20 protein-coding genes are annotated in these 19,607 nt (G+C 62.3%); 6 read left to right on the top strand and 14 right to left on the bottom strand.

The features are described from left to right. Nucleotide 1: 1 nt before the first annotated feature. Together iscR and trmJ are read right to left on the bottom strand one after the other, a co-directional pair. On the bottom strand, nucleotides 2-505 hold the full coding sequence (iscR, locus tag ACW5W4_RS04790) for a Fe-S cluster assembly transcriptional regulator IscR (protein ID WP_041994452.1): 504 nt from the start codon (nucleotides 503-505) through the stop codon (nucleotides 2-4). Between the two features lie 89 nt (nucleotides 506-594). Next, complete coding sequence (trmJ, locus tag ACW5W4_RS04785) at nucleotides 595-1,323, bottom strand: tRNA (cytosine(32)/uridine(32)-2'-O)-methyltransferase TrmJ (RefSeq protein ID WP_427262272.1); 729 nt, start codon at nucleotides 1,321-1,323, stop codon at nucleotides 595-597. A gap of 154 nt (nucleotides 1,324-1,477) precedes the next feature. Between trmJ and ACW5W4_RS04780 the strand changes: the two genes are divergently transcribed. Continuing rightward, nucleotides 1,478-1,885, top strand: a complete 408-nt coding sequence (locus ACW5W4_RS04780; RefSeq protein WP_111874542.1) for a hypothetical protein — start codon at nucleotides 1,478-1,480, stop codon at nucleotides 1,883-1,885. Here the strand turns inward: ACW5W4_RS04780 and ubiT are convergent. Then, nucleotides 1,844-2,368 carry a ubiquinone anaerobic biosynthesis accessory factor UbiT gene (ubiT, locus tag ACW5W4_RS04775; protein ID WP_456688597.1) on the bottom strand — a complete coding sequence of 175 codons (525 nt, stop codon included), beginning with the start codon at nucleotides 2,366-2,368 and terminating at the stop codon, nucleotides 1,844-1,846. The two genes, ACW5W4_RS04780 and ubiT, sit on opposite strands and share 42 nt — an antisense overlap. 185 nt (nucleotides 2,369-2,553) lie before the next feature. On the opposite strand from ubiT, the gene ubiU reads away from it, so the two are divergent. Both ubiU and ACW5W4_RS04765 read left to right on the top strand, forming a co-directional pair. Then, nucleotides 2,554-3,549, top strand: a complete 996-nt coding sequence (gene ubiU, locus ACW5W4_RS04770) for a ubiquinone anaerobic biosynthesis protein UbiU (RefSeq protein WP_427262270.1) — start codon at nucleotides 2,554-2,556, stop codon at nucleotides 3,547-3,549. Between the two features lie 11 nt (nucleotides 3,550-3,560). Continuing rightward, a complete protein-coding gene (locus ACW5W4_RS04765) occupies nucleotides 3,561-4,433 on the top strand; it encodes a U32 family peptidase (protein ID WP_456688596.1) in 873 nt (290 codons plus the stop codon). 68 nt (nucleotides 4,434-4,501) lie between these two features. On the opposite strand, the gene nlpI is transcribed toward ACW5W4_RS04765, so the two are convergent. The 7 genes from nlpI to queA form a co-directional block, all read right to left on the bottom strand. Then, nucleotides 4,502-5,449, bottom strand: coding sequence for a lipoprotein NlpI (gene nlpI, locus ACW5W4_RS04760; RefSeq protein ID WP_408796548.1), 948 nt, complete (start codon nucleotides 5,447-5,449; stop codon nucleotides 4,502-4,504). 89 nt (nucleotides 5,450-5,538) lie between these two features. Continuing rightward, entirely contained in the window at nucleotides 5,539-5,907 is a 369-nt protein-coding gene (locus tag ACW5W4_RS04755; RefSeq protein WP_456688595.1) for a rhodanese-like domain-containing protein, read from the bottom strand. A gap of 173 nt (nucleotides 5,908-6,080) precedes the next feature. Then, nucleotides 6,081-7,025, bottom strand: coding sequence for a protein translocase subunit SecF (gene secF, locus ACW5W4_RS04750; RefSeq protein ID WP_456688594.1), 945 nt, complete (start codon nucleotides 7,023-7,025; stop codon nucleotides 6,081-6,083). A gap of 10 nt (nucleotides 7,026-7,035) precedes the next feature. Beyond that, the gene (gene secD / locus ACW5W4_RS04745) at nucleotides 7,036-8,889 is read right to left on the bottom strand and encodes a protein translocase subunit SecD (RefSeq protein ID WP_427262268.1); all 1,854 of its coding nucleotides are present in this window, start codon (nucleotides 8,887-8,889) and stop codon (nucleotides 7,036-7,038) included. An 18-nt stretch (nucleotides 8,890-8,907) separates the two neighbouring features. After that, entirely contained in the window at nucleotides 8,908-9,240 is a 333-nt protein-coding gene (gene yajC / locus ACW5W4_RS04740; RefSeq protein WP_041994478.1) for a preprotein translocase subunit YajC, read from the bottom strand. Nucleotides 9,241-9,297: 57 nt separating this feature from the next. Continuing rightward, on the bottom strand, nucleotides 9,298-10,431 hold the full coding sequence (gene tgt, locus ACW5W4_RS04735) for a tRNA guanosine(34) transglycosylase Tgt (protein WP_408796552.1): 1,134 nt from the start codon (nucleotides 10,429-10,431) through the stop codon (nucleotides 9,298-9,300). Nucleotides 10,432-10,549: 118 nt separating this feature from the next. Then, a complete protein-coding gene (queA, locus tag ACW5W4_RS04730; RefSeq protein ID WP_456688593.1) occupies nucleotides 10,550-11,617 on the bottom strand; it encodes a tRNA preQ1(34) S-adenosylmethionine ribosyltransferase-isomerase QueA in 1,068 nt (355 codons plus the stop codon). A gap of 229 nt (nucleotides 11,618-11,846) precedes the next feature. Here queA and ACW5W4_RS04725 point away from each other — a divergent pair, with 229 nt between their 5' ends. The 3 genes from ACW5W4_RS04725 to ahpF all read left to right on the top strand — a co-directional run bounded on the left by ACW5W4_RS04725 (nucleotide 11,847) and on the right by ahpF (nucleotide 15,230). Continuing rightward, nucleotides 11,847-12,323, top strand: a complete 477-nt coding sequence (locus ACW5W4_RS04725; protein ID WP_456688592.1) for a CBS domain-containing protein — start codon at nucleotides 11,847-11,849, stop codon at nucleotides 12,321-12,323. 622 nt (nucleotides 12,324-12,945) lie between these two features. Next, on the top strand, nucleotides 12,946-13,512 hold the full coding sequence (gene ahpC / locus ACW5W4_RS04720) for an alkyl hydroperoxide reductase subunit C (protein WP_408796556.1): 567 nt from the start codon (nucleotides 12,946-12,948) through the stop codon (nucleotides 13,510-13,512). A gap of 134 nt (nucleotides 13,513-13,646) precedes the next feature. Beyond that, nucleotides 13,647-15,230, top strand: coding sequence for an alkyl hydroperoxide reductase subunit F (gene ahpF, locus ACW5W4_RS04715; RefSeq protein ID WP_456688591.1), 1,584 nt, complete (start codon nucleotides 13,647-13,649; stop codon nucleotides 15,228-15,230). A gap of 93 nt (nucleotides 15,231-15,323) precedes the next feature. Here ahpF and ACW5W4_RS04710 read toward each other — a convergent pair whose 3' ends face one another. The 4 genes from ACW5W4_RS04710 to ACW5W4_RS04695 all read right to left on the bottom strand — a co-directional run bounded on the left by ACW5W4_RS04710 (nucleotide 15,324) and on the right by ACW5W4_RS04695 (nucleotide 19,554). Next, nucleotides 15,324-15,797, bottom strand: coding sequence for a GNAT family N-acetyltransferase (locus ACW5W4_RS04710; protein ID WP_408796558.1), 474 nt, complete (start codon nucleotides 15,795-15,797; stop codon nucleotides 15,324-15,326). A 92-nt stretch (nucleotides 15,798-15,889) separates the two neighbouring features. After that, nucleotides 15,890-17,152 carry an MFS transporter gene (locus tag ACW5W4_RS04705; protein WP_408796559.1) on the bottom strand — a complete coding sequence of 421 codons (1,263 nt, stop codon included), beginning with the start codon at nucleotides 17,150-17,152 and terminating at the stop codon, nucleotides 15,890-15,892. 138 nt (nucleotides 17,153-17,290) lie between these two features. After that, nucleotides 17,291-17,530: a helix-turn-helix domain-containing protein gene (locus ACW5W4_RS04700; RefSeq protein ID WP_456688590.1), complete on the bottom strand. Its 240-nt coding sequence runs from the start codon at nucleotides 17,528-17,530 to the stop codon at nucleotides 17,291-17,293. Between the two features lie 137 nt (nucleotides 17,531-17,667). Beyond that, on the bottom strand, nucleotides 17,668-19,554 hold the full coding sequence (locus ACW5W4_RS04695; RefSeq protein ID WP_427262261.1) for a DEAD/DEAH box helicase: 1,887 nt from the start codon (nucleotides 19,552-19,554) through the stop codon (nucleotides 17,668-17,670). Between the last annotated feature and the right edge of the window lie 53 nt (nucleotides 19,555-19,607).

Raw genomic sequence — 19,607 nt, 5'->3', positions numbered from 1 at the left:
TTTATAGTTGGACTTTCAGGCTCACATCGCCGCGTTCCGCCCGGTCAACCAGGGACAACACGGTTTTCATCTGTTCATCCTGCTTGTCGGCAATCCGGCGGACATCCGCCTGCCCGACCAGCTCGGCCAGGGTGATATCGCCAAGGAAGCTGGAGATACGTTCACTCAGATCGCGCCACAGGGAGTGGGTCAGGCACTGGGTACCGCCATGGCAGCCCCCTTTGCCGAGGCACTTGGTGGCATCGACCGACTCGTCGACGGCCGTGATCACCTGGCCGACCGAGATGGCCGCCGGATCCAGACCGAGGCGATAGCCGCCGCCGGGACCGCGTACGCTGCTCACCAGGCCGTGCTTGCGCAGGCGGGCGAACAGCTGCTCAAGGTAGGACAGAGAGATGCCCTGGCGTTCGGAAATATCAGCCAGGGGCACGGGCCCCTGCTCGGCATGTAACGCCACGTCTAGCATGGCGGTTACTGCATAACGTCCTTTCGAGGTCAGTCTCATATCCGTTACCGTCTTGCGAACCAATTGGCAATTATGGTCACATACCCGACTAAAACAGTCAAGTTTATGGTTGACTGTTTTAGTCGGGATTAATCCTGGGGTCTGGGCTTCTGTACCGAGGTCAGGATGCCGCGCAAGATGTTGAGTTCCACCGCTTCCGGCCGGGCCCGGTTGAACAGGCGGCGCAGCTTGTTCATCACCTGTCCCGGGTGCTCCTCGCTGATGAAACCGGTCTTGAGCAGGGTCTGCTCCAGGTGCTGATAGAAGCCATCGAGCTGAGCGGCGCTCGGGTAGACAGCCTCGTCTGCCGGCTCAGGGGACGGTGCCTGCTGCGCCAGCCAGTGCATGCGCACCTCGTAGCAGAGGGTCTGCACCGCCATGGCAAGGTTGAGGGAGCTGTATTCGGGATTGGCCGGGATGGCCACATGAAAATGGCACTTCTGCAGCTCGTCATTGGTCAGGCCGGTACGCTCGCGACCAAACACCAGGGCGACCGGATGCCGGGCCGCCTCCGCCACCAGCTTGGCTCCCGCTTCGCGCGAGTCCAGCATCGGCCAGCTCAGGGTGCGTGAGCGGGCACTGGTGCCGATCACCAGACCACAATCGGCGATCGCTTCATCCAGGGTAGAAACGATGCGGGCATTGGCCAAGATGTCGCTGGCACCGGCGGCCAGGGCATTGGCGTTGCCATCGGGCAGCGCCTGGGGGTCAACCAGTACCATCTGGCTCAGGCCCATGGTCTTCATGGCCCGGGCGGCCGAGCCCATGTTGCCGGTGTGAGAGGTGTTTACCAAGACGATACGAATCTTATCCAACATGCCCGGTCAATCTTTCGTGAAAAATGGCGCGCAATTGTAACATAGCCGATGCCCCTTTTGGCATCGTAAATGGCGATCCATTTCGAGGGCCCAGGGAACTTATTGGCCCATCTCCCGGGACTAACAAGATAGGTACCCCACACAGGTTGATGGCATGTTGCCTCTCTGGTTGTATGAAAGCCTGCCCGCCGCCTCTCTGGGCGGGGGCCTCTTGTTGCTGCACCTTGGTGCTCATCCTCTCCTGCTGGGGGGCGGCGCCCTGCTGTTTGGCTGTGGCGCCCTGCTCTGGATGATGCGCTCCAGCTATCGACGCACCGACCTGGTGGTCTATCCCAGCCACTGGTGGTTTCGCCCCGAATGGTTCTATGAGGCGCAGCCCTTCCTCTGGCTGGGGTTGGCCGCCGCCCTCGGCCGGCTCGAGCAGGGCACCTGGCCGGCCCTGCTTGCCAGCGGGTGGGCCCTGCGCTGCCTCTGGGCCAGACACAGGCATCGCCATCACGCCGACGGCCTGGCGTCTCAGTTAAAGCGCAGCACCCTGCGCCGTCGCCACCGGCTGCTCTGATGCCTGCCCCTGCACAATGAAATGGGCCAGATCCTGCAACGGATACCTGAGCAGCGCCGGCAGGGCGGCCAGATCCAGGCTGTCTATCAAGTTCTTGAGTTCGAGCCCGAGCTCGGTGTCCCCTTCGATCTTGAGGCGACGCTGGAAGAAGAGGGTATCGGGATCCTCCTTGCGCGCCGAGATGAGAATGAGATCGCTGCCGCTGCCACTGAAGCTGACATCGACCCTGGGGGCGGCGTCGCTCACCAGCAGCGCCCCCTCCCGCTGACTGATGAACCAGCGCAATCCCAGATCCGTCACCTCCACCTTCAGCCACTTGTCCGCCAGAAAATCGAGATCCCCGTCCGCGATGGCCTCTCGGAACACCCGGGCCAGCAGCGGCTCCATCAATCGGCGTTGCAGGGCAAAGGGCACCATCCCCAGGGGACGGCGCAGCAGCTGGGGGGCCTGGGCGACCAGACGGCGCTGTAGTTGTTGAAACACGGTTCTCTCCTCCTCGGGGTTTTCGGCATTCAAGCACAGGCCGGCAAGACGGATCCTGTTGAAAATCAAACTTGTGCGCGGTTAACCCTTGCTGGGTAAAGCCACCTAAAACTGCCTCAGGTCAAAAAGCGCGGCCGCCGCCCTGCATACAATCGGGGCTCTTTTGCGTTATCGGAGCACAACCGATGGAATTACTCTGCCCGGCGGGGAGCCTGCCGGCTCTGAAAAGCGCCGTGGATAACGGCGCCGATGCCGTCTATATCGGCTTCAAGGACGACACCAATGCCCGCCACTTCGCCGGCCTCAACTTCGATGGCGGCAAGCTGGAGAAGGCGGTCGACTATGTGCACCAACATGGCCGCAAGCTGCACATCGCCATCAACACCTTCGCGCACCCGGGCGGCGATGCCAGGTGGCAGCAAGCGGTGGACAAGGGGGTGGCCCTGGGCGCCGACGCCCTCATCGTCGCCGATCTCGCCGTGCTCGATTACGCCAGCCGTCGCCATCCCGAGATGGAGCTCCATGTCTCGGTGCAGGCCAGTGCCACCAATGCCGCCGCCATCCGCTTCTACCAACGCCACTTCAACGTCGGCCGGGTGGTGCTGCCCCGGGTGCTCTCCATGCATCAGGTCAAGCAGCTGGCGCGGGAGACGGACGTCGGCCTCGAGGTGTTCGCCTTCGGCAGCCTCTGCATCATGGCCGAGGGGCGCTGCTACCTCTCCTCCTACCTGACCGGGGAGAGCCCCAACACGGTCGGGGCCTGCTCCCCCGCCAAGTTCGTGCGCTGGGAGGAGACCCCGAACGGGCTCGAATCTCGGCTCAACGAGGTGCTGATCGATCGCTACGGTCCGGGTGAGAACGCCGGCTACCCGACCCTGTGCAAGGGGCGCTTCGAGGTGGATGGTCAGACCTATCACGCCCTGGAGGAGCCCACCAGTCTCAACACACTCGGCTTGTTGCCCGAGCTTTTTCAAAGCGGGATCCAGTCGGTCAAGATAGAGGGACGCCAGCGCAGCCCCGCCTACGTGGAGCAGGTGACCCGGGTGTGGCGCGCCGCCATCGACAGCTACCTCGCCTCCCCCGAACGCTATGGCGTCAAACCCGAGTGGGATGCCCAGCTCGCCCGCGTCTCCGAGGGCAACCAGACCACCCTCGGCGCCTATCACCGCAAGTGGCAATAAAAGGAGCACATATGCAATTTTCTCTCGGGCCCCTGCTGTTCTACTGGCCCAAGACCCAGACCCGGGCCTTCTACGAAGCGGCGGCCCAAAGCGAGGCCGATATCGTCTATCTGGGGGAAACCGTCTGTGCCAAGCGGCGCGAACTCAAGGTCGATGAGTGGATGGCGCTCACCAAGGAGGTCGCGGCGAGCGGCAAGCAGGTGGTGCTCTCCACCCTGGCCCTCATCTCGGCGCCGTCGGAGCTCAAAGAGCTCAAGCGACTCGTCGACAATGGCGAGCTGATGATAGAGGCCAACGATCTGGGGGCGGTACAGCTCGCCCGGGAATCGGGGGTGCCCTTCGTCTGCGGCCCCGCCATCAATGCCTACAACGCCGAGGTACTGCGCCTGCTGCTCAAGCAAGGGATGCAGCGCTGGGTGATGCCGGTGGAGCTCTCCCGTGACTGGCTGGTGCAGCTGGCACAGGATCTGGGCAAGGAGCGTCAGCAGTTCGAGGTGGAAATCTTCGCCTACGGCTATCTGCCCCTGGCCTACTCGGCGCGCTGCTTCACCGCCCGCTCGCTGGACAAGCCCAAGGATGGCTGCGAGCTGGCCTGCATCCACTACCCTACCGGGCGTCAGGCCCTGAGCCGGGAGGGGCAGCCCCTGTTCAACCTCAATGGCATCCAGACCCAGTCCGGCTACTGCTACAACCTCGGCAACGAGCTGGCGGGGATGCGGGATCTGGTGGATGTGGTGCGCCTCTCCCCCCAGGGGATGGACACCCTGGCGATGCTGGAGCGATTTCGGGCCAATCAGGGGGGGCTGGCTCCCCTGCCCCTCTCGGCAGATCGCGAGTGCAACGGCTACTGGCGCCAGATCCCGGGCATCCAGCTGGCGCAGTGACCTGCGTTCGCCAGAGACGAAAAAGGCCTCGTGACGAGGCCTTTTCTCATGGGAGGAACAGACCCAGATCAGATGGCGGGCTGCTTGCTGCCCTGATCGCGCCTGGCCTCACCCCCCGGCTGCGCCGCCTTTCTCGCCATCAGCTCCAGCTCCAGCAGGGCGTACCTGTGCTCGATGAAGTCATAGACATTGTTCGCAAGCGCCAGCTTGAAGTAGCTGATCGCCTCCTTGCGGTTGCCCTTGGCCAGCTCGAACTTGCCCAGGTAGAAGTAGGCCTCGCACAGGCGCTCGGCCAGCTCGCGGTTGTCCTTCACCCCGGTCACCACGCTGGCCATCAGCTGGGTAGGCGTGAGTGTGCCGCTGTAGAGGCGCACCAGATCCCAGTTCCAGGCGCTATCACCATGCTGGCGCAGGTGCTCGCGCAGATGGCTCATGGCACTCGCCTCGTCGAGCTTGCGCTCGGCCAGGTAGAGCCAGAGCACCCGGTAGGGATCTTCGGGCTGGGCATCGTAGAAACGCTTCATGTCCGAGACCGACAGCGAGGCCCGGTTGCCGTAATAGAGGGCGATGCCGCGGTTGAGGTAGGCATAGTCGTAATCCGGGGCCAGCTCCAGCGCCGAGTCGAACGCCTCGTAGGCCTCGTCATAGTTCTGCTGCTGCACCAGATAGACGCCGATGAAGTTGTACGCCTCGGCAAAGTCCGGTTTCTCCCGCAGGGCGCGGTTGAAATCCAGCCTGGCGAGGGAACGCAGCCCGACCCTGTCAAACACCACGGCGCGCTCGTAAAACAGCTCGGCCCGCTGCTCCGGGGTCAGCTCCATCTCTCCCAGCATCTGGCCGAGGCGGGCCAACGCCAGCTCACTCTGGTAAGAAACCTGCAAGGGGGTCGCCAGCACCAGCGAGGTGGGCTGTGGCACTACTTTAGGGGGCTCTACCTGACTACGACTGCTGCATCCCGACAGGGGCAGCAATACCAGGACACCGAGCAGGTATCCCATCCCTTTACTGACGCTCAATGAACACTCCGACGCAGACCCTTGACTGGCATATGGTAAAGAGGAAGTCCGCCTTTGTCATGTGGCTGACCCGTTTCCCGACAAATAAATCAGGATTCGACAGGGTATCCAGCATCGAGCCAGCCCCTGAAGCCTCCATCGACGCTGATCACATGGCGGTATCCCATCTGGCGCAGGGCATCCGCCGCCAGAATGGAGCGAAAACCGCCGCCACAATAGAGGTAGAGCGGGGTTTCCGGATCCGGGTAGTTGGCCTCTATGTCCCGCTCTATGATCCCCTTGCCGAGGTAGCGAGCCCCCGGCAGGTGGCCACGGGCCCACTCGCTCTCCTCGCGGATGTCGATGAGATGAAAGTGACGCCCCTCATCCTGCCAACCCTTGATCTGATGAACGTCCGTCTCTTCAACCCGGCCTCGGGTTGCCTCGATCAGAGCCAAAAAACGGGGACTGTGTTGCATGTGATGCTCCTTGTCTTGTGACCAATGGGAGAGGGAATGAAGTGCCATGCTCCCGCTGCGCAGTGACGATACGGGGTCTCGCCCCCTTTGTCACCCTGCCTGAAGATGCCGGGCGATGCAAAACAAGAGAGCGCCCGCAGGCGCTCTCTTCATATCAGGATCAGGGATGCCGCTCAGGGCAGTACATCGGGCTGATCCGCCCCTTCCTTCTCGACCTGGGTCGGCATCATGTGCTCGCGCTTGATGCCGATGAACATGGCGAAGGCGCTCGCCACATAGACCGAGGAGTAGGTACCAAAGCCGATGCCGATCAGCAGGGCCGTCGCGAAGCCGTGGATCAGGGTGCCCCCCTTGAGGAACAGGGCCACCACCACCACCAGGGTCGTGCCTGAGGTGATCAGGGTACGGCTCAGGGTCTCGGTCATGGAGGCATCCAGGATCTCGGCGGTATCGCCACGGCGCAGCTTGCGGAAGTTCTCCCGCACCCGGTCAAACACCACTATGGTGTCGTTCAGGGAGTAGCCCACCACCGTCATCACCGCCGCCAGCACCGTCAGGTCAAACTCCCACTGGAAGAAGGAGAAGAAGCCCAGGGTGACGATGACGTCGTGAGCCAGCGCCAGCACGGCGCCGGCCGAGAGTCGCCACTCGAAGCGGAAGCTGATGTAGGCGAGGATGCAGAGCAGGGCCACCAGGATGGCGAGACCACCCTGCTCGGCCAGCTCCTGACCGACCGCGGGGCCGACGAACTCGACCCGCTTGATCTGGGCACTGCCCAGGGTCTTGACCGCGGTCAGCACCTTGTCACCCTGCTGCTGGGCCTGCAGCCCCTTCTCCGGTGCCAGGCGGATCAGCACGTCGCGGCTGGAACCGAAGTTCTGCACGGTCGCGCCCTCTATCCCCTGGCTCTCCAGCACCTCGCGGACCTTGGGCAGCTCGACGGTCTGCTCGAAGCCCACTTCGATGATGGTGCCGCCGGTGAAGTCCAGGCCCCAGTTCAGTCCCTTGGTGAACAGGCTGGCAAAGGCCAGAACCACGAACAGGATGGAGAGGGCGGAGGCCGGTTTGGCAAAGCGCATGAAGGGAATGGCTTTGTCGGTTTTCAATAACTCATGCATGGCGCTTCCCTCAGATCGGCAGCTTGTCGAGACGCTTGCCGCCCCAGGCCAGGTTCACGATGGCGCGTGTTCCCGTGATGGCGGTAAACATCGAGGCCAGGATACCGATGGCCAGGGTCAGGGCGAAGCCCTTGATGGCGCCGGTTCCGACCGCGAACAGTATGATACAGGTGATCAGGGTGGTGATGTTGGAGTCGGCAATGGTGCCAAACGCCTTCTCGTAACCCAGGTTGATGGCCTGCTGCACACCGCGTCCCGCCCGCAGCTCCTCACGAATACGCTCGAAGATCAAGACGTTCGCATCCACCGCCATGCCCATGGTCAACACTATGCCGGCGATGCCGGGCAGTGTCATGGTGGCGCCCGGGATCATGGACATCAGCCCGATGATCAGCACCACGTTGACCACCAGCGCCAGGTTGGCCACCAGGCCGAACTTGCGATAGTAGATGGCCATGAAGATGACGATGGCGAGCATGCCATAGCCCATGGCCTGCATGCCGGAATCTATGTTCTGCTGACCCAGGCTCGGGCCTATGGTGCGCTCTTCCACGATCTGGATGGGGGCTATCAGGGCACCCGCACGCAGCAAGAGCGCCAGGTTGTGGGCCTCGTTGGCGTTGTCGATCCCGGTGATGCGGAACTGGCTGCCAAGGCGCGACTGTATGGTCGCCACGTTGATCACCTCTTCCTGCTTGCGGAACTTGCGCTTGCCATCGGGACCGGGTTCACCGACCGGCTTGTACTCGATGAAGACGGTGGCCATGCCCTTGCCGACGTTGTCCTTGGTAAAGTTGGCCATCTTGTTGCCACCCTGACCATCGAGCTTGATGTTGACCTGGGGACGGCTGTACTCATCGAAACCGGACTGGGCACCCACTATGTGGTCACCGGTCAGTATGATGCGCTTTTGCAGCACCACGGGGCGGCCGTTGCGATCGGTATAGACCTTGGAGCTCGGCGGCACTCGCCCGTTGGCGGCGGCCTGGAGATCGGCGGTCTCATCGACCATGTGGAACTCCAGGGTCGCGGTGGCCCCCAGGATCTCCTTGGCACGGGCGGTGTCCTGGATGCCGGGCAGCTCGACCACGATGCGCTCGGCACCCTGTTGCTGCACCAGCGGCTCGGCCACCCCCAGCTCATTGACCCGGTTGCGGATGATGGTAATGTTCTGCTCGAGGGCGTACTTCTTCACCTCCTTGATCTTGGCTTCGCTCAGGGAGGCCAGCACCAGGAAGTCATCCCCTTTCTGCTCGCTGTTGAACACCAGATCGGCATTCTGGCGGCGCAGATGGGCGATAGCCTGCTCCTGATCCGCCTCGTCACGAAACAGGATTTCGACCCGATCGCCACTACGGCGCACGCCGGAGTAACGAATTTTCTGGGTGCGCAGCTCGGTGCGGAAATCCTGCACCATCTGCTCCTGCTGCTTGGTCAGCGCCTCGGCCATGTCCACTTCCATCAGGAAGTGCACACCACCGCGCAGGTCCAGACCCAGCTTGAGGGGATTGGCACCGATGGCCTCAAGCCAGGCCGGGGTGGAAGGGGCCAGGTTCAGCGCGGTGACGAAGTCATCGCCCAGCTTGGTCGCGACCAGGTCGCGGGCCTTGAGCTGATCTTCGGTATTGGTGAAACGCACCAGGATCTGGCCGTGTTCGAAGGCGGCATGTTTGACCGGAATGGCGGCCTCATCCAGGATCGCTTTGACTTGATCCAGCGTCTTGAGCTGAACCTCGGCACCGCGACTGGCGGAGACTTGCAGAGCCGGATCCTCACCGTACAGGTTGGGGGCTGCATATAGAAAACCGATGGCGATCACGACGATCACCATCAGGTATTTCCACAGCGGATAGCGGTTTAACACGCTGTGCTCCTTGGGAGATTAAAGGGACTGGATAGAACCCTTGGGCAGAACGGCGGTGACGAAATCACGCTTGATGGTGACCTGGGTCTGCTCGTTCAGGGCCAGCACCAGGTAGTCGTTCTCGGTGGAGACCTTGACTATCTTGCCAACCAGACCGCCGGAGGTGAGCACTTCGTCACCCTTGGCCAATGAGCTCATCAGATTCTTGTGCTCCTTCACGCGCTTGGCTTGCGGACGGTAGATCATGAAATAGAAGATGAGGCCAAACACGGCCAGCATGATGATCATTTCCATGCCGCCACCCTGGGGGGCCGCTTCACCGGCAGCATACGCTTTAGAGATAATGCTCATTTAACAACCTCTTATTGATGTAGATACAAGACACAACGCGCTGATACGTTGTTGTTATTACACGTTTTCTTCAGCTAATGGAGGCACGGCCTTCCCTTGCCGACGATAAAACTCAGTCACAAAGTCGTCTAATTTACCCTGCTCGATCGCGTCCCGCAAACCCTGCATCACCCGCTGGTAATAGCGCAGGTTGTGAATGGTATTCAAACGGGCACCAAGGATCTCGTTGCACTTGTCCAGATGGTACAGATAGCTGCGGGTGTAGTTCTTGCAGGTGTAGCAGTCGCAGTCCGCATCCAGGGTGCTGGTATCCTCGCGATACTTGGCGTTGCGGATCTTGACCACGCCATCCGTGGTGAACAGATGACCGTTGCGGGCGTTGCGGGTCGGCATGACGCAGTCGAACATGTCGATGCCGCGGCGCACCCCTTCCACCAGATCTTCGGGCTTGCCCACCCCCATCAGGTAGCGGGGCTTGTCGGCCGGAATTTTCGGGCAGACGTGATCCAGGATGCGGTGCATGTCTTCCTTGGGCTCACCCACCGCCAGACCGCCGACCGCATAGCCGTCGAAGCCTATCTCCAGCAGACCGTCCAGGGAGACATCCCGCAGCGGCTCGTAGACCGAGCCCTGGATGATGCCGAACAGGGCGTTCTTGTTGCCCAGGGCATCAAACTTGTCGCGGGAGCGCCTGGCCCAGCGCAGGGACATCTCCATGGACTTGCGCGCCTCTTCGTACGTCGCCGGGTACGGGGTGCACTCGTCGAAGATCATCACGATGTCAGAGCCCAGATCATACTGGATCTCCATGGACTTCTCGGGGTCGAGGAAGATCTTCTCGCCGTTGATGGGATGACGAAAATGCACCCCCTCCTCGGTGATCTTGCGGATGTGACCCAGGCTGAACACCTGGAAACCGCCGGAGTCGGTCAGGATGGGCCCCTGCCAGTTCATGAAGTCATGGAGATCCCCATGGGCGCGCATCACCTCCTGACCCGGCCGCAGCCAGAGGTGGAAGGTGTTGCCGAGCAGGATCTGGGCGCCGGTCTCGCGCACCTCTTCCGGGGTCATCCCCTTGACGGTGCCGTAGGTACCGACCGGCATGAAGGCCGGGGTCTGGACCGTGCCGCGCTCGAACACCAGCTGGCCGCGACGGGCGCGCCCATCTGTGGTTTTCAATTCAAATTTCATTGCTACCTCGATTCAGTCAGAGAAACAGTCTGACAGCAGGGGGCCCGATGGACCCGAGACAAAGAAGCCGGCCAGGATAGTGACAAGGTGTCCCTGAACGGCTTCTGAAGGGCGAGGCTTAGCCTTGCGCCCGGCGACGGGTGACGAACATGGCGTCCCCGTAGCTGAAGAAACGGTACTGCTCGGCCACCGCCGCCCGGTAGGCCGCCATCACGTGGTCGTACCCGGCGAAGGCGCTGACCAGCATGATCAGGGTCGATTCGGGCAGGTGGAAGTTGGTGATCATGGCATCGACCAGCTGGAACTCGTAGCCCGGGAAGATGAAGATGTCGGTGTCGCTGAAAAAGGGCGCCAGCGGCTTGCCCTGGGCCAGGGTCACCCTGGCCGCGCTCTCGAGCGATCGCACCGAGGTGGTGCCCACCGCGATCACCCGGCCGCCCCGGGCGCGGGTCGCCGCGATGGCGTCCACCACCTCTTGCGGCACCTCGGCGTATTCCGAGTGCATGTGATGATCTTCAATCTTGTCCACCCGCACCGGCTGGAAGGTGCCCGCCCCCACGTGCAGGGTGACGAAGGCGGTCTCCACCCCCTTGGCCCGGATCTGCTCGAGCATGGCCTCATCGAAGTGCAGGCCGGCGGTGGGCGCCGCCACGGCGCCCGGTTTGGCGTTGTAGACGGTCTGGTAACGCTCCTTGTCGGCGTCCTCGTCGGGCCTGTCGATATAGGGGGGCAGCGGCATGTGGCCGATGGCCTCCAGGATAGTCAGCACCGGGCGGGGGTCCAGGAAGTGGATCTCGAACAGGGCATCGTGGCGGGCACGCATCTCGGCCTCCACCTTCTCCCCGTCGGGGCCGCCCTCCAGGATGAGGCGGGTACCTGGCTTGGGGGACTTGGAAGAGCGGACATGGGCCAGCACGCTGTGCTCGTCCAGCATGCGCTCCACCAGCACCTCCAACTTGCCGCCGCTGGCCTTCTGGCCAAACATGCGCGCCGGAATGACCCGGGTGTTGTTGAACACCAGCAGATCCCCCGGATTGAGTCTCTCCAGGAGGTCGACAAACTGGCCGTGGCGCAGGGCGCCGCTGTCGCCATCGAGTTGCAGCAGACGACTGGCACTGCGCTCGCTCATGGGATAGCGGGCGATCAGGGCGTCGGGCAGCTCAAAGGAAAAATCGGATACTTGCATCGTGACTACTTGGCTTGGCAATAGGATCGGCGGCTAGTCTAGTTATCCCCCACAGGCATGGCAACCGAAAAGGCCAAAAACACAGGGGATACAAGGGGTAGAGGCCAGCCTGGCGCGTCGGTCCCCCTCACCCGGCTATCCCCTTCCCCCTTGACCCCGATCATGTTGCAACCCGGGCCCCTGGGCTAGGGTGAACTCAGGCACTCGACATCAGCCATAGGAGGCTCCCATGATGACCCTGAGCGAGATAATGACAGAGCACCCCCTCACCCTGGGACCGGACAACAGCGTCAAGCAGGCGATGGATCTGATGCAGCAGGAGCGGATCCGCCACGTCCCCATCGTCGATGAACAGCAACAGCTGCTGGGGTTGGTGACCCTCACCGATATCCTGGCGACTAGGGAGTCCAAGTTGCTGCTGATAGACCCGGAGCGGGAGGCCGAGTTCACCGACAGCGTCCGCCTCGAGGAGATCATGACCCGCAAGGTGGCCAGCGTCAGCCCCCATGCCGGCATCAAGGAGGCGGCGCTCTATCTGCAACGCCACAAATACGGCTGCCTGCCGGTACAGGACAAGGGAGTGCTGATAGGCATCGTCACCGAGTCGGACTTCATCGCCGTGGCCATCAATCTGCTGGAACTGATGGAAGAGCGTGAGCCACCGACCTCGGACAGCCTGGATGAGGGCGAGTGGAGTCGGCCCTGAAAAAGAGTAATAAAGTTACAGAAATAACGATAACAAGACCATTTAATCGCCATTGCCAGCGAGAAAACGGCCTTAAATGGTAATAAAACAACAAAGCAGGGTTGCAATGTGACGCTCGTCACACTATTATCCCCCTGCAAAATTGCCGAGGGGGTGCCTGTGGTGTGTGCAGCCAACAAGCTTCCTCTCATCATCTGCACGTTTGCACACCCCAAGTCTTTATTTTTATTGCCATTCCTTGTTTTGATAGCCCGGCCCCTGCGCCGGGATTTTTTTATCTGTCACCCCTTCCCCCCTGCCCCCTGATGCGCTTCCCCTTGCAACCGACCCCGTGCCACGAGCAGTATGTCTCTGGTTCCTCACCCGGCTCAGGTGAGCTCGCATCACCCCGACTGCTGGGCAAAGAGGGATGCAACATCTAGCTTATCTTTGTAAAACATATGTTTATTCATAATGGGTCGGTATATTCATCCTGGGTACAGGCAGGATGGTTAATCTAAAAAACAGATTTGCCCGATTGATAATTGCCGCTTTAATCGATTGGGACCAGCCTCTATCATGGCCCAAGTCAACTAACCCGGGGTCGCAAATCGTTGCACCAGGGATTCACAGGAGCAAATAGATGTCTACCTATATCAATACCGAGATCAAGCCGTTCACCGCTACCGCCTATCACAATGGCAAATTCGTTGAGGTCTCCGAACGTGACCTGAAAGACAAGTGGTCCGTGGTCTTCTTCTACCCGGCTGACTTCACCTTCGTTTGCCCGACCGAGCTGGGCGATCTGGCTGACAACTACGCCGAATTCCAGAAGCTGGGCGTCGAGATCTACTCCGTCTCCACCGACACCCACTTCACTCACAAGGCGTGGCACGACACCTCCGACACCATCAACAAGATCCAGTACCCGATGATCGGCGACCCCACCGGTGCCATCACCCGCAACTTCGGCGTGATGATCGAAGAAGCCGGTCTGGCTGACCGCGGTACCTTCGTCATCGACCCGAAAGGCGTCATCCAGATCGTTGAAATCAACGCCGGTGGCATCGGCCGTGACGCCCTGGAGCTGCTGCGCAAGGTCAAGGCTGCCCAGTACGTTGCCGCTCACCCGGGTGAAGTGTGCCCGGCCAAGTGGAAAGAAGGCGACGCCACCCTGGCCCCGTCCCTGGATCTGGTAGGCAAAATCTAAGCCTCCTGCTCTCCAAGACCGGCCCATTCAAGGGCCGGTCTGCTTTCTGGCCTATGACTTTCTGTCCTGCTTTCCAGGCGCATTCTCACGGCCTGCAAACAGTGTCGACCGCAATTACAAGAAGGAATTCGAAGATGTTGGATACCAACCTCAAACAGCAGCTCAACGGTTACTTGCAGTACATCGTCAATCCCATCGAGATCAGCGTGTCCGGCAATGACAGCGACAAATCCGCCGAACTCCTGGCCTTGGGCCAAGAGATAAGCGAGATGTCCCCCAAGATTGCCATGACCGATGGCAGCAATGCCCGCAAGCCTTCCATGAGCATCGCGCCCCAAGGCCAAGCCCCGCGCGTGCACTTTGCCGGCATCCCCATGGGTCATGAATTTACCTCCCTGGTGCTCGCCCTGCTGCAAAGCGGCGGTCACCCCTCCAAGGCCGATCCGGCCGTGCTGGAGCAGGTGAAAAACCTCAAGGGCGAGTTCCACTTCGAGACCTATATCTCCCTCTCCTGCCACAACTGCCCGGACGTGGTGCAGGCCCTCAACCTGATGGCTACCCTGAACCCCGGCATCAGCCACACCATGATCGACGGCGCCCTGTTCCAGGATGAGGTGAACGAGCGTCAGATCATGGCGGTGCCGAACGTCTACCTGAATGGTCAACCGTTCAGCCAGGGCCGCACCTCGCTCGAAGAGATCGTCGCCAAGCTCGATACCGGCGCCGCAGAGCGCAAGGCTGAAGAACTCAACGAAAAGGCACCCTACGACGTGCTGGTGGTGGGTGGTGGCCCGGCCGGCGCCGCAGCGGCCATCTATGCCGCCCGCAAAGGCATTCGCACCGCCATCGTCGCCGAACGTTTCGGTGGTCAGGTGATGGACACCGTCGGTATCGAGAACTTCATCTCCGTGCCCTACACCGAGGGCCCCAAGCTGGCCGCGAGCCTGGAGCAGCACGTCAAGCAGTACGGCGTGGAAGTGATCACCGAGCAGCGCGCCGCCGCCATCAGCAAGGATGGTTACGTCAACGTGGATCTCGCCTCCGGCGCCACCTTGAAGAGCCGTGCCGTGATCCTGGCGACCGGTGCCCGCTGGCGCGACCTGAACGTGCCGGGTGAGGTGGAATACCGCACCAAGGGCGTGGCCTACTGCCCCCACTGTGACGGCCCCTTCTTCAAGGGCAAGCGGGTGGCGGTGATAGGTGGCGGCAACTCCGGCATCGAGGCGGCCATCGACTTGGCCGGCATCGTCGAGCACGTCACCGTGGTGGAGTTCGCCGATACCCTGCGCGCCGACGAGGTGCTGCAGAAGAAGGCCCGCTCCATGAGCAACATCGACATCATCATGAGCGCCCGCACCACGGAAGTGATCGGTGACGGCAGCAAGGTGGTGGGCATGGACTACGAGGACCGCACCACAGGCGAGATCAAGCACCTGGCGGTGGCCGGCATCTTCGTCCAGATCGGTCTGGTGCCGAACACCGAGTTCCTCAAAGGGAGCGAGATTGCCCTGACCCGCTTTGGCGAGATCGAGATCGACACCAAGGGGGCTACCTCCCTGCCCGGCGTCTACGCCGCAGGGGATGCCACCACGGTGCCGTTCAAGCAGATCATCATCTCCATGGGTGCCGGCGCCACCGCCGCCCTGGGGGCGTTCGATTACCTCATTCGCACCCCTGAGCCCAGCCAGGTGGCGAACGCGGAACCGGCCCTGGCCTGATCCCTCACCCCTCGATCGCAAACCGGTGCCCAGGCACCGGTTTTTTTTATCCTCTTGCTGGCACGACGGGTCCCGCTCGCCCCGCCATCGGGGTCAAAGCGCCTTGCTCATGGCCAGGTTGGTCACCCGATAACCGAGCCGGCGATAGAGGGCCAGGGCTGCCGGGTTATTGGCAAAGACATTGAGCCCAATGCTGACCAATCCCTGGGCACGGGCCAGGGACTCGAGCAAGGTGAAGGCGCGCCGACCATGACCCTGGCGCCTGGCGCCCGGCAAGATGGTGATGTCATAGACAAACCCGCTGCGCTGACCATCCGGCGCGGTGCGGATGGCCAGCCAGAGCCCGCCGACCGTCTGCCCCGCGCCATCCTGGATCGCGAACAGCTGCTGGGAGGGGGTCGCCAGCCCCTGAGGCAGCAGGGCCTCATATTCGGCCCTGGCTCGCGCCAGGGCGCCCGCCTGCGGCCAGCGCCCGGTCGCCACATTCTCCTCGGCGTAATCACGCCATGACTGCGCCACATAGCGCTCATACTGCCCCTGGCTCATGGCCACCAGCTCGGTCTGCATGACGACTCCTTTATATGTTGATGTTTCGCTTGCCCGCCCCACCATCCCATCGCGGATGCCAGGGCAATACCAGGCACCTTGCTGGGGCAGGCTCAGCTCGTCTGGCCCTGCGCCTGGGTCAGCTCCACATCGGGTCTGGGCTCCAGCTCGGCGGTCATGGGGGTGTTGGGCGGCACGGGGATGAACTGTTGATGCTCGGCCAGGGGCACGGGGGCCCGCACCCGCTGGCGCCAGATCAGAAACAGGGTCAACAGCGCCCCGCACAGGCAGAAATAGGCGAACAGGCCCTGAGGACCGAACAGCTGGATGGCACTCGGCGCCAGCACAGGCCCTATCATGGCCCCCAGGCTGTAGGCGAGCAGCAGCCCCTGGTTGGCCCCCAGCACCTGATCCGGCTTGAGCTCATCGCAGGCATGGCTGAGGCTCAAGGGGTAGATGGAGAAGGCCAGGCCGCCAAACAGGAAGATGAGTCCCGTCATCAGCCAGTCGGGCTGAGGCGCCGGCAGGATCACCATCAGCAGGGAGACCAGGGTGAGCAGCGCGGCCAGCAGGCCGATGACCAGGCGCCTGTCGAGGCGATCCGACACCCGCCCTATGGGGTATTGCAGGCACATGCCCCCCAGGATCACCACGGCCATCATGTTGGCGACCCGCTCCAGGCCATAGCCGTTGTCGGTGAAATAGAGGGGCAGCAGGCCATAGATGGCCCCCAGGATGAGCCCCGAGCTCAGGCTGCTCCACATCCCGGCCGGGGTGAGGCGAAACAGCTCGAAAAAGCCCACCTGCTGGGGCTGGATCATGGTGGGCATGGCGACCCGGGAGAGGGCCAGGGGGATCACCGAGAGGGAAGCGGCCATGGCGCACAGGGCGAAGGGGGCCAGCACCATGGGGTCGATCACCTTGAGCAGCAGCTGACCGGCGGCCAGGGCCCCGTAGAGCAGTATCATGTAGAGGGACATCAGCTTGCCCCTGTCCCGCGGCGTGCTGGAGACCAGCATCCAGGATTCGAGCACCACGAACAGGCCCCCGGTGGCAAAGCCCCCCAGCAGGCGCAGCCCGGCCCAGATCCAGGGATCGACGATGAGGCCGTGGAGCAGGGTCAGGGTGCAGATGAGGGAGGCATAGGCCGCGTAGGCGCGGATATGGCCCACCCGTATGATGAGGCGCGCATTGACGAAGGAGCCGAGCACCAGACCGGCGAAATAGGTGCCAGAGACCAGCCCGATGGCCTGGGCATCCACCTGCTCGGCCGAGAGCCGCACCGTCAGCAGGGTGCTCATCAGGCCGTGACCCAGGATGAAGATCACCAGACTCATCAGCGGGGAGACCACCCCTTGCCACCTCGTCGCCACCATGTCCCGTCCCCTCTGTGCCGCGCCAAAACCATACAGGCTACGGACAAATGGCGGCGGCTTCAACCCGAAGCGGCCTCTCCTTCCTGCCAGGATGGTTCCCCATGCCCATAGAGTGAGGAGTGCCCCTGTCGTCATCCGTCATTCATTGACCGCGCCCCCCGCCTTGGTAGCGCGCGCCAGGGGAATACCTCCCCCCCCCCGCTCGATCAAGGTCAGGCCCCGGGTCGAGCGCAGCAGGGGAGAGCCGAGCCTGGCCTCCTGCTGCGCAATCAGCTTGGAGAGGGCGGCTTGCCCCAGCCCCAGCCGGCGAGCCGCCGCCGAGAAAGAGCCGGTCTCCAGCGCCAGCACCAAGGCCTCCATCGCCCCCAGTCTCTCCATCTGCCTCTCCCATCCGTGGTCTCATTGGGGCGGCCGTTTTCCCCTGGGGTCCGAGTGTATCGCGACACCCAGGGCAAGCCCGCGACAGCCATAAAAAAGGCCGCTCGATGAGCGGCCTCTTGGCAGGGTATCAGGGCTTAGCTGTCGCGACGCTTGCCACCGAATTTGCGATCCTTGTTGAAGCCACCTTCACGGCGCTCTCCACCCTTGTTGAAGGGGCGGTCACCGCTGGGACGACGGTCCTTGTTGAAGGGACGGTCATTGCGGTACGGACGCGGGGCACCCGTGCTGCCGCCGGCCGGCACTTCGGTGTAGCGGGTGATCTGCAGCGGACGCTGGCAGACACGGGCCTTCTTGATCACTTCCAGCACGTCGGCGGTCATGCCCTTGGGCAGATCGACGGTGGAGAAGTCATCGGCGATGTCGATGTTGCCGATGAAGCGGCTCTCGATGTTCGCTTCGTTGGCGATGGCGCCAACGATCTGGCCCGGCTTGACGCCGTGATGGGCACCCACGTCTACGCGGTAACGCTCCATCTCCACGTCAGGATTGTCTTTGAGCGGGCGCGGCTCCAGGGACGGCATGCGACGAGCCGGGCGATCGCCACGGTCAGCGAAGTCACGGCCACCGCGGTCGTTGAAGTCACGACGCTCGAAGCCACCGCGATCGTTGCCGGCGTTCAGCAGCGGATCCGGGATGGAGTCATCCAGCAGCAGGGGTTGGTCACCTTGTACCAGCTTGGCCAGGGCGGCGGCCAGCTCCAGGGGATCGGCAGAATCTTCTTCGATCAGCTCGTTCACCAGGTTCAGATAGATCTCAAGCTCTTCGCCCATCATGGTTTCCCGGATGCGCTCCTTGAACTTGGTCATGCGGTGCTGGTTGATGTCCTCGGTGCTCGGCATCTTCATCGGCTCGATGGCCTGACGAGTGGCGTGCTCGATGGCGCGCAGCATGCGGCGCTCACGGGGCGCCACGAACAGGATGGCCTCGCCCTTGCGACCGGCACGGCCGGTACGACCGATACGGTGAACGTAGGATTCGGTATCGTAGGGGATGTCGTAGTTCACCACGTGGGTGATGCGCTCGACGTCCAGACCACGGGCGACCACGTCGGTGGCGATCAGGATGTCCAGCTGGCCTTGGCGCAGCTTGTCGACGGTACGCTCACGCAGCTTCTGCGGGATGTCACCGTGCAGGGCTTCACAGGCGTGGCCACGGGCGGCCAGCTTGCCGGCCAGCTCTTCGGCGGCGTTCTTGGTGCGCACGAAGACCAGTACGGCTTCGTACGGCTCGACTTCCAGCAGACGGGTCATGGCGTCCAGCTTGTGCAGACCGGTTACCTGCCAGTAGCGCTGGCGGATGGTCGGTGCAGTGGACGTCTTGGTGATGATCTTGATCTCTTTGGGCTGCTTCAGGTGCTTCTGGGCAACACGGCGGATCTGGTCCGGCATGGTGGCGGAGAACAGGGCAACCTGACGGGTGGCCGGGCACTGTTCCATGATCCAGTCCACGTCGTCGATGAAGCCCATACGCAGCATTTCATCAGCTTCGTCCAGTACCAGGGCTTTCAGGCCGGACAGATCCAGGTTCTTGCGACGGATCAGATCCATCACGCGGCCCGGGGTACCGACGACCACCTGGGCACCGCGGCGCAGGGCGCGGGTCTGGGTTTCGTAGGAGGAACCACCATAGATGGGCAGGACATGGAAGTCAGGCATGTGCTTGGCGTAACGTTGGCACGCCTCGGCAACTTGCAGCGCCAGCTCACGGGTCGGTGCCAGCACCAAAATCTGGGTGTTACGGTTACCAGCTTCCAGACGAGACAACAGAGGCAAGGCAAAAGCAGCGGTCTTCCCTGTACCGGTTTGCGCCTGCCCCAGCAGATCGTGTCCCGCCATCAGGTGGGGAATTGCTGCGGCCTGGATCGGTGACGGGCGCTCATAGCCCACGTCCTGCAGCGCTTTCAATACAGGCGCGGCCAGTCCAAGCTCACTAAAAAGGGGCAGTTGTTCGGTATCAGACATAGATTCTTCCAGATTAAGGCAGGCGGCTAAACACCGCGGAATAGCAAAAGGCG

This window comes from Aeromonas crassostreae (assembly GCF_054052445.1).
Note: the sequence above shows the minus strand (reverse complement) of the source record. Positions and strands in the feature narration are given on the sequence as shown.

Coding starts and splice junctions, on each gene's coding strand:
- ACW5W4_RS04710 (WP_408796558.1), bottom strand. CDS start 15,797: ATGCAGACCGAGCTGGTGGCCATGAGCCAGGGGCAGTATGAGCGCTAT.
- yajC (WP_041994478.1), bottom strand. CDS start 9,240: ATGAGCATTATCTCTAAAGCGTATGCTGCCGGTGAAGCGGCCCCCCAG.
- secF (WP_456688594.1), bottom strand. CDS start 7,025: ATGCATGAGTTATTGAAAACCGACAAAGCCATTCCCTTCATGCGCTTT.
- tgt (WP_408796552.1), bottom strand. CDS start 10,431: ATGAAATTTGAATTGAAAACCACAGATGGGCGCGCCCGTCGCGGCCAG.
- ahpF (WP_456688591.1), top strand. CDS start 13,647: ATGTTGGATACCAACCTCAAACAGCAGCTCAACGGTTACTTGCAGTAC.
- trmJ (WP_427262272.1), bottom strand. CDS start 1,323: ATGTTGGATAAGATTCGTATCGTCTTGGTAAACACCTCTCACACCGGC.
- ACW5W4_RS04700 (WP_456688590.1), bottom strand. CDS start 17,530: ATGGAGAGACTGGGGGCGATGGAGGCCTTGGTGCTGGCGCTGGAGACC.
- iscR (WP_041994452.1), bottom strand. CDS start 505: ATGAGACTGACCTCGAAAGGACGTTATGCAGTAACCGCCATGCTAGAC.
- ACW5W4_RS04695 (WP_427262261.1), bottom strand. CDS start 19,554: ATGTCTGATACCGAACAACTGCCCCTTTTTAGTGAGCTTGGACTGGCC.
- ACW5W4_RS04725 (WP_456688592.1), top strand. CDS start 11,847: ATGATGACCCTGAGCGAGATAATGACAGAGCACCCCCTCACCCTGGGA.
- ACW5W4_RS04755 (WP_456688595.1), bottom strand. CDS start 5,907: ATGCAACACAGTCCCCGTTTTTTGGCTCTGATCGAGGCAACCCGAGGC.
- ACW5W4_RS04705 (WP_408796559.1), bottom strand. CDS start 17,152: ATGGTGGCGACGAGGTGGCAAGGGGTGGTCTCCCCGCTGATGAGTCTG.
- ahpC (WP_408796556.1), top strand. CDS start 12,946: ATGTCTACCTATATCAATACCGAGATCAAGCCGTTCACCGCTACCGCC.
- ACW5W4_RS04765 (WP_456688596.1), top strand. CDS start 3,561: ATGCAATTTTCTCTCGGGCCCCTGCTGTTCTACTGGCCCAAGACCCAG.
- ACW5W4_RS04780 (WP_111874542.1), top strand. CDS start 1,478: ATGTTGCCTCTCTGGTTGTATGAAAGCCTGCCCGCCGCCTCTCTGGGC.
- queA (WP_456688593.1), bottom strand. CDS start 11,617: ATGCAAGTATCCGATTTTTCCTTTGAGCTGCCCGACGCCCTGATCGCC.
- ubiU (WP_427262270.1), top strand. CDS start 2,554: ATGGAATTACTCTGCCCGGCGGGGAGCCTGCCGGCTCTGAAAAGCGCC.